6 protein-coding genes are annotated in these 9,278 nt (G+C 38.5%); 5 read left to right on the forward strand and 1 reads right to left on the reverse strand.

The features are described 5' to 3' along the window. From CALSC_RS00180 to CALSC_RS00190, 3 genes are all read left to right on the forward strand, one after another. Positions 1-752 (forward strand): response regulator (locus CALSC_RS00180; protein WP_143288101.1); only part of this gene is annotated, 752 nt, incomplete at its 5' end. A gap of 172 nt (positions 753-924) precedes the next feature. After that, on the forward strand, positions 925-1,413 hold the full coding sequence (locus CALSC_RS00185; protein WP_088239427.1) for a chemotaxis protein CheW: 489 nt from the start codon (positions 925-927) through the stop codon (positions 1,411-1,413). Positions 1,414-1,473: 60 nt separating this feature from the next. After that, positions 1,474-4,266: a methyl-accepting chemotaxis protein gene (locus CALSC_RS00190; protein WP_088239428.1), complete on the forward strand. Its 2,793-nt coding sequence runs from the start codon at positions 1,474-1,476 to the stop codon at positions 4,264-4,266. 3 nt (positions 4,267-4,269) lie between these two features. Here CALSC_RS00190 and CALSC_RS00195 read toward each other — a convergent pair whose 3' ends face one another. Beyond that, complete coding sequence (locus tag CALSC_RS00195; RefSeq protein ID WP_088239429.1) at positions 4,270-4,482, reverse strand: hypothetical protein; 213 nt, start codon at positions 4,480-4,482, stop codon at positions 4,270-4,272. Positions 4,483-4,513: 31 nt separating this feature from the next. On the opposite strand from CALSC_RS00195, the gene CALSC_RS00200 reads away from it, so the two are divergent. Both CALSC_RS00200 and recA read left to right on the forward strand, forming a co-directional pair. Continuing rightward, the gene (locus CALSC_RS00200) at positions 4,514-7,513 is read left to right on the forward strand and encodes a hybrid sensor histidine kinase/response regulator (RefSeq protein ID WP_088239430.1); all 3,000 of its coding nucleotides are present in this window, start codon (positions 4,514-4,516) and stop codon (positions 7,511-7,513) included. Between the two features lie 623 nt (positions 7,514-8,136). Next, on the forward strand, positions 8,137-9,216 hold the full coding sequence (gene recA, locus CALSC_RS00210) for a recombinase RecA (RefSeq protein WP_088239432.1): 1,080 nt from the start codon (positions 8,137-8,139) through the stop codon (positions 9,214-9,216). Positions 9,217-9,278 lie beyond the last annotated feature (62 nt).

Below are 9,278 nucleotides of genomic sequence, written 5' to 3' on the forward strand. Positions count from 1 at the left end.
GTGTAATTTGCCATTTAGTAGAACAAGATTATATTAATACAACTGAAGCAGCGATTTTGATAGATGAATTAGCAAAAGAAGCTCTAGAGTCGTTTTTGACTTTAAAGGAAGCTAAATATGATTTTACTCCGGAATCCTCATTAGATGGATTACCTAAGTTTTGTCGATTAGAAATGCGGCTATTAGTGGAACATTGCCAAAACAAATTAAAATTTCAACAAAATATTCACTCTACAAATGTAATTGATGATTCTGTTACAGTATTGCGGAATCATAGTTTTTCTCCTCCACAAGAACAATTTATCTCACCGTTACCCCAAAACAATTTTGAACATTCCAAGTATGAGCAAAATTCAAATTTAAATTCATCGATTGACCATCTCTATACTATTGCCTGTATCGATGATAGTCCTACTATATTGCAGTCTATCAAAAGCTTTTTGGATGAAAGTGAATTCTCTGTAGTTACAATTAATGATCCAGTCAAAGCTTTAATACAAATTCTACGTAGTAAACCGGATCTCATTCTGCTTGATGTGGAAATGCCAAATTTAGATGGTTATGAGTTATGCTCTTTACTCCGGAGACATTCGACATTTAAGAATACTCCTATTATTATGGTGACTGGAAGAACAGGATTTTTAGATAAGGCAAAAGCAAAAATGGTTCGTTCATCAGGCTATTTAACTAAACCATTTAACCAAGCAGATTTATTGAAAATAGTATTTAAACATTTGGTAGCTAGCCAATAATTTTTGTAATGTGTACTTATTTTTTGCCTGTTCTGATTCACATATCTAATTATAATGAGTTGATGTATTTTGACTAATTGCTAGCAAAAATTATCATGTCACAAATTAATTAAAATCTATTTATGAGTGATTCCGAGATTGATTTGAACAATATTCTTTACTTCTAAAACCTATGAATAGTTCTCAAATTTTACACAACAATAGCAAAACTCAGGGAGAGGCTTATCTTAATTTTTACCTGAATCCATTAACCTCTGTTATATTATCTGTCAAACATACTCAAGAAGCAATTGTTGTACCGGGAGAAATCATAACTCCTATGCCGAATATGCCAGCTTTTATTATGGGTTTAATGAGTTGGCGAAGCCGCATTATCTGGGCTGTTGATTTACCTATGATTCTCAATTTAGAATCTACTCATTATCGGAGCCGACAATTTAATATCATCGTGATTAAAGTTGAATCAATGTTGTTGGGTTTAGTTGTACATAATGTCAAAGGTACTATTAAATTTATGCCTGATGATATTCGCTCTCCCATAGGGCAAGTAGCAACTAGTTTAGTTCCCTATTTAAGAGGCTGTGTTGTTCAGGGGCAAGAAACATTGTTAGTACTAGATGCTCCAGCAATTGTGCAATCTTCTCTACTTCAGATTGATTAAATTGTATTCATGAAAAATATGCTGTAGTAGCTTATTCATATACACATAGGATAATAATTTATGTTCAATCAAACAGATGATGTACAGAGCAATAAGCTCAAAAATCAATCACAAGATTCATCTTTATTAAAAAATACTCATGTTTCTCCAACGATATCTCATCAAAATATAAATGATAGTAGTAATCAGAATCGGCTAATTAAAATTTATAAAAAGATTGGTTTACAAACAAAAGCAATTATTTTTGCGATCGCTATTAGTACTTTGCCTATTTTGGGTGTGGGATTTTTGGCAAATAAATTAGTCACTGATTCTTTTACACAGAAGGTATCCCAAAATCAAGCAGCAGCCACAGAATTTGCAGATAAAGTTAAACTTTTTATCTCGGAACGTTATCGAGATATTGAGATTTTGGTAAGTCTGCCTATACTAAATCGCAGTAGCTGGAATGATATAAATGGACAAACAAAACAGGAGATCCTAGATAAATTTATCGCAGTCCATCAGGTGTATGACAGCATTGCAATTTTTGACCTGAATGGAGATAGGATTGTCCAATCTACAGGTGATACCCTGGCAAATAATCAAGATCGTTCTTACTTCCAAAAAGTCAAGGAAACAAATCTTCCATATATTACTCCCGTAATGGCATCCCAGAGTTCAGGTAAGAAAAGTGTGTACATAGTGGCACCAATCAAAAATCCTGATACGGGGGAAACTAATGCCATTATCAGAGCTAGGATGCCAATTAAGCTAATTGAACCAATCCTGAAAAAATATACACTGAGTGGAGTAGAGCAAAATTACCATGTAGTTGATAGTTTAGGAAGTATTTTATTGAGTTCGAAAAACCAAGATATTGGTAAAAAAATTACAGCCAAATATAAACTATTAAAAAATGGGCAACAAAAGAGTAATTTTGTTGTAGATAATCAAAATCATGCAGCAGAATTAGTTAACTATGTGCCTGTACCTACCTTGACAGATTTACCGAATTCGCAATGGAAAGTACTAACTGCCACCAATAAAAATAATACCTTTGCATCCTCAAGAGAATTACTGTTAACCATTGCCATTGCTACGGGATTAACAGTATTAATTGTAGTAGCGATCGCAGCTTGGTTAGCACGTAGGATTACGCAACCAATTCTTCAAGCCACAACAGCAGTGACAAAAATTGGTCAAGGAGATTTTAATACCCGTTTACACATCAATCGCCAGGATGAATTGGGTGTTTTAGGTCACAGTATTAACCAGATGGCAGAACAATTGCAGCTGCTATTAACAGAAAAAAAATTAGATTCCACCAGTGAAAAGTCACTTGCAGATGTCACCTTCCTAACTAGAGAAACTCTCGAAAAACAAGATATTTTTACTACATCTGTCGAGCAAATTCGTTATGCATTAAATGCCGATCGCACAATTATCTATCAATTCAATCCAGAAAATTGCCATGGCAAAGTCATTGCCGAATCATTAGCAGCAGACTGCTCCTCGATTCTGGGAGAAGAAATAGACGATCCTTGTTTGCGAGAACGTCATGAGCAAAGTGATCAGGATGGTAAGGTACAGGTAAAAGCAATATCTGACATTTACAAAGAGCTGACCATGACTAATGCTCAGTGCTACATAGAAATGTTGGAGAAGTATGCAGTTAAAGCTAACTTGATTGCTCCAATTATGAATCGTGGAGAGTTGGTCGGATTAATGATTGTCCATCATTGCCAAGCTCCCCATAATTGGCAACAAAAAGAAATAGACTTATTTAAACAGCTAGTCACTCAAGTTGGCTATGCATTAGAACAAGCCAACGTTTTAGAAGAGTTAGAACAAGCAAGAGAAAAAGAACAGCAACAAAAAGAGCAACTACAACTTCAAATTTTAGATTTACTAAATGATGTAGAAGGTGTTGCTAGTGGTGACTTAAGAGTACGAGCTGAAATCACATCCGGAGAAATAGGTACTGTAGCTGACTTTTTTAATTCAATTATCGAAAGTTTGCGTTTAATTGTGACTCAAGTTCAAGAAACAGCCACTCAGGTAAACAATTCCTTGGAAACTAGTGAAACAGCCACTCGCCAACTAGCAGAGTCAGCACTGACTCAAACTACGGAAATCAATCATGTATTAGATGCAGTAGACCAAATGAATGATTCCATGATCACTCTGGAATCCAGTGCTCAAGAAGCTGCCGCAGTGGCAAATCAAGCTGCTACCACGACTCAGGAAAGTGGACAAGCGATGGAATTGACTGTACAAAATATCCTTTCCTTGAGAGAAACAATGGGTGATACAGGGAAGAAAGTCAAGCGTTTGGGAGAATCTACCCAGCAAATTACCCATGTTGTTTCTTTAATTAATGAAATCGCCATGCAGACCCATTTATTAGCGATTAATGCTGGGATTGAAGCAGCTCGTGCAGGGGAAGAAGGAGAAGGGTTTGCAGTAGTTGCAGAAGAAGTAGGAATATTAGCAACTCGATCCGGTGCTGCTACTCAAGAGATAGCAAAAATTGTGGAAAACATTCAACAAGAAACCAGTGACTTGGTACAGGCTATGGAATTAGGTGTTACCCAAGTAGTAGAAGGTACACAAATTGTTGATAGTACCAAACAGAGTTTATATCAAATTTTTGCAGTATCTCGCCAAATTGATTCCCTTGTACAGTCAGTTTCTGCTGCCACCACATCTCAGGTACAAACGGCTCAAACTGTCAGTCAATTGATGAGAGAAATCGCTTCGATTTCCCAGGGAAGTAGTGAATCTTCCCGTCAAGTTTCTGCTTCTTTGCAACAAACTGTGGAGATTTCTCAACAGTTACAAGCGACTGTTGGTACCTTCCGAGTAAGTTAGTTGTTAGTTGTCACAAAGAGGCAGGGGAGCAGGGGAGCTTCCATGAATAAATTTGGAGAGAAGTGTGGTTTTGTGGGTTTCCTCATCAAGAGCAACTTCAGAGGGCTTGAAACCTTGTTTCGCTACGCTCCACAGCAAGGGAAAAATGGCATTCCCCCTGCCCTCTGCACCTTTTTCCCCTTGCTTCTTCCGGTCAGTTTTTTTGTTTTTGTTCAAAACTAATGACTCTTAAACAAGGATAAATACCATGTCAAAAGATAAAGAATTAGAAATTCAGATGCAGTTCCTGGAGGAAGCAACGGATTATCTGAATACCCTGGAAAGCGTATTATTAGAAATCAACTCCAGCAAACGGATTGAATTAGAAAAAATTAATGCTGCCCTGCGAGCTGCTCACTCAATCAAAGGTGGAGCAGGAATGATGGGATTTCGTGAACTATCGAACTTATCTCACCGTTTGGAAGACTGTTTTAAGGTTTTAAAAACTCAGAAAAAATCTTTGCATTTAGATACTGAATTGCAAAGCTTACTACTCTCTGGAGTTGATTGGTTGCGTCAGATAGTGGATTTACATTCAGAAGGCAATATTATTGATGAGCAGTGGTTAGAAAGTAATTGTTACCCAGTATTTACAAAATTACACAATCACTTGGGTGATCCCACCCCGGAAAATGCTACAACTATCCTCTCACCAGAAGAAGGGCAGGACATTATTCCTCTTTTGTTTGAAACAGAAGTAGAAGGAAGTTTACAGCGTTTAGAAGCAATATTGACAGATACTTCTCAATCCAACTTACAAGAAGAAGTCAGTACAATGGCAATGGAATTGGGTGGTTTAGGGGAAATGTTGCTGTTGCAGGCATTTACCGAACTTTGTCAATCAGTTGTTAGTCATTTAGAAACCAGTACATCAGAAAATGTCGCAAAAATTGCTCAAGCAGCCCTAAATGCCTGGAGGCGATCGCAAGCTCTGGTATTAACCAATCAATTGGATAATTTACCCAGACAAATTTCCTTGGATGATATTGCTTCAGCATCCACGAATCTCCCTGATCAATCTTCATCACCTTCCCAGCCCACAGAAGTATCTGATGAAAACTTGGTAGAAGATGATATTTTGACAACTAATTTCCAGGCATTGGAAGCAGCTTTTGCCAATGAAAATATACTAGAAGAATCAGCAGCACCAACCCCCAATCCCCAGGAATTGATTCATACAGATCACCAATCCTTGGAGCCCAAAACTGACCCCGTTGCAGCTAGTCATCGCAGTGAACTAGGGGAAAATACCGTGAGAGTTCCCAGTAAAGAATTACAGGGAATTAATGATTTATTTGGAGAAATAATTATCCAGCGCAATGGGTTGAACTTACAACTAGAAAGACTGCGTAAATTAATTGGTAATCTGTCCCAGAGAGTACAAACTTTGGAACGAGAAAATCAAAAATTACGTACCGGATATGACAAAATAGCCACCCATCATTCCCAACCTAGCAATTTTTCATCCCCAGTGATCGCTACCAATAGTGAACTTCATTCTCCTCAATTAGCATTTGCCAATAATCAACCCTTGCAAGCCGTTAATGTGGGATTTGATGCCTTAGAGATGGATCGCTATAGCGAGTTAAGTTTACTGTCCCAGGATGTCATGGAAACCATCGTTCAGGTACAGGAAGTATCAACAGATTTGCAAGTCAGCCTAGATGATACTGATAAAATTGCTCGCAAATTCAACAAAACATCAAAACAGCTACAGAGTAAGCTCACAAGGCTGAGAATGCGACCCCTATCCGACCTAGTTGATCGTTTCCCTAGGGCTTTACGGGACTTAAGTGTAGAGTATGGCAAAAACGTCCAACTCAAGGTAGAAGGAGCTAATACCCTAATTGAACGCAACATCCTAGAAGCATTAACAGACCCCCTCATGCACCTATTGCGTAATGCTTTTGATCATGGGATTGAAACACCAGATATTCGCCGTAGTCGTCGTAAACCGGACCAGGGATTAATTACCATTCAAGCATCACAGCAGAATAATCGCATTGTGATCAAAGTTAGCGATGATGGGCAAGGTGTTTCCCTAGATAAAATTCGCAACCGAGCAATTGCTATGGGTTTGGATCATAATCTCATTCATAATGCCAGCGATGAAGAGTTATTATCTCTAATTTTTGAACCAGGATTTAGCACCTGTGAGCAAGTCACAGCACTATCTGGACGGGGAGTGGGTATGGATGTAGTCCGCAACAACCTCAAACAAGTGCGGGGAGACATCAAAGTCGATACAGAATTAGGGCGTGGAACTACATTTAATCTACTAGTACCATTTACCCTTTCCGTTGCCAAAGTATTACTCGTGGAAACCAACCGGATGTTATTAGCATTTCCTACCGATGTGGTGGAAGAAATGTTTTTACTCCAAAGTGAGTTAATATTCCCTATGGCAAACAGGGAAATGCTCAACTACAAAGGTAGTATGTTGCCATTAATTAGATTAGGGCAATATTTTGAATTTAATTGTCCCCGTTATGATCACTATGAATTGGAAACACCAGCAGCAATTAATGCTAATAGTGTACTGATTGTCAACAGTGGAAATCAATTACTAGCAGTAGTTGTAGAACGCTGTTGGGGAGAACAGGAAGTTGCAATTCGTAATGTAGAAGGTCACATTCCTCTACCCAAAAGTTTCAGTAATTGTACTATTCTCGGTGATGGTCGGGTTGTACCGTTGGTAAATATTAATGAGCTATTATATTGGATTGCGAATCACAAGGCTACTGCCAAAGAGCATCAACTACCATCGGCAAGGTTAAAAAGCGTATTCCTAGCACCAACTCATAATCAACCAGTAGAAATATCGAGAAAAAACAAAGGTAGCATTCTCATTATTGATGATTCAATTAATGTGCGCCGTTTTTTAGCTCTCACCTTAGAAAAAGGGGGATATCAAGTAGAACAAGCCAAAGATGGACAAGATGCTCTGGAAAAGCTGGAAAGCGGTTTAAGGGTACAAGCAGTTATTTGTGATATTGAAATGCCCCGTGTGGATGGTTATGGGTTTTTAGGTCGTGTCAAAGCTAATCAAGAACTGAAAAAGATACCAGTTGCCATGTTGACATCTCGTAGTAGTGAAAAGCATCGACAATTAGCAATGCAGTTGGGTGCTCAAGCCTACTTCTCTAAACCTTATAACGAACAAGAACTACTCCGAACCTTAGAGAGTATTATGCTCAGCGTTAATTAATAAGTAGGTGGATGTTGAAAATTGTCGTTATGACAAACAAGGCAGGAGGCAGTCCCGATAAAAAAATTTTCACTGCCAATTACCTAAGTAGAATCTTTTTTCCCTCCTGTTCTTTGCCTTCTGCTACCTGCTTAAAAGTCAGAAGGGACGAGATTTTGGGGCAACTTTACTTTCCGCTACATACTTCGGTTTTTTTACGCCGTTCTACTTTAGATTATAAATATCTAACCCAAGCAGCAGTCAGTATTTAGGGGAAATAGCCCTTGAAAAACTCAATTTTTTAATGTAAAAGTGTTTTTCATTCAATGTGAGGGTATTTAATTCTTTATGGGTAAGCGTTAGAATCTTGTCAAAATTTTTGATATTGGAGTTATGTGCCAGCAATTTCTGGCTAAAATAGTATATCTGTTCTATTTAGATTACTAACCCAACACACTCTAGAACACCGATTCAGGAATGCTAAAATCCCTGAGGTTAGGTGAGAGGGAGAAGATGGGGAAGATGAGGAAGATAGGGAGGACAGGGAACAGAGAGAAAGCAAAAAGCTTATCACTCCCCACACCTCCCACAGAATTGATGATTACTGAATTGATACTCTAGATTCCGTATACATAGAGGTAGGAATGGCTGTTAACACCACTGATAATGCTGGCAAACAAAAAGCACTCAATATGGTACTCAACCAGATTGAGCGTACCTTTGGTAAGGGTACAATCATGCGTCTGGGCGATGCTACCCGAATGAAAATAGAGACTATTTCCAGTGGAGCACTGACCCTGGATCTAGCTTTAGGTGGCGGTTTACCTAAAGGCAGGGTCATTGAAATTTATGGTCCTGAAAGTTCTGGTAAAACCACAGTAGCTTTACATGCGGTTGCTGAAATCCAAAAAAAGGGCGGAATTGCCGCCTATGTAGACGCAGAACATGCTCTTGATCCAGCCTATGCTGAGGTTTTAGGGGTTGATATTGAAAATTTACTGGTTTCCCAACCAGATACTGGGGAAGCAGCTTTAGAAATAGTAGATCAGCTCGTTCGCTCTGCTGCGGTGGATATTGTGGTTATAGACTCTGTCGCAGCTTTGGTTCCCCGTGCTGAGATAGAAGGGGATATGGGTGATGCTCATGTAGGACTACAAGCCAGGTTAATGAGCCAAGCTTTACGTAAAATTACTGGTAATATTGGTAAGTCTGGTTGCACAGTCATGTTTATCAACCAGTTACGTCAAAAAATTGGCATTAGCTACGGCAACCCAGAAACTACAACTGGTGGTAATGCGTTAAAGTATTATTCTTCCGTGCGTTTAGATATTCGCCGCATTCAAACATTAAAAAAAGGTACAGAGGATTTTGGTATCCGTGTCAAGGTCAAAGTAGCAAAAAATAAAGTTGCTCCACCTTTTAGGATTGCTGAATTTGATATTATTTTCGGTAAAGGGGTTTCTACTCTGGGTTGTGTGGTGGATTTAGCGGAAGAAACCAAGATTATTACCCGTAAAGGAGCTTGGTATAGTTATAACGGTGATAACATTTCTCAAGGTAGAGATAATGCAATTAAATATTTGGAAGAGAACTCAGAAGTTGCTGAACAAATAAAACAGTTAGTGCGAGAAAAGTTGGAAATGGGGGCTGTGGTTTCGGCTAATTCCGTGGGCAAAGCAGCTAATGACAAAGCAACTAATGACGACGAAGAAGATGAAGATTGATTGTCCCCATTCCCTTTCATAGAGAAAGTTAGGGACTGTTTTCAATCAGGGGTAACAACAGT

Source organism: Calothrix rhizosoleniae SC01, from assembly GCF_900185595.1.
Taxonomy (GTDB): Bacteria; Cyanobacteriota; Cyanobacteriia; order Cyanobacteriales; family Nostocaceae; genus Calothrix_A; species Calothrix_A rhizosoleniae.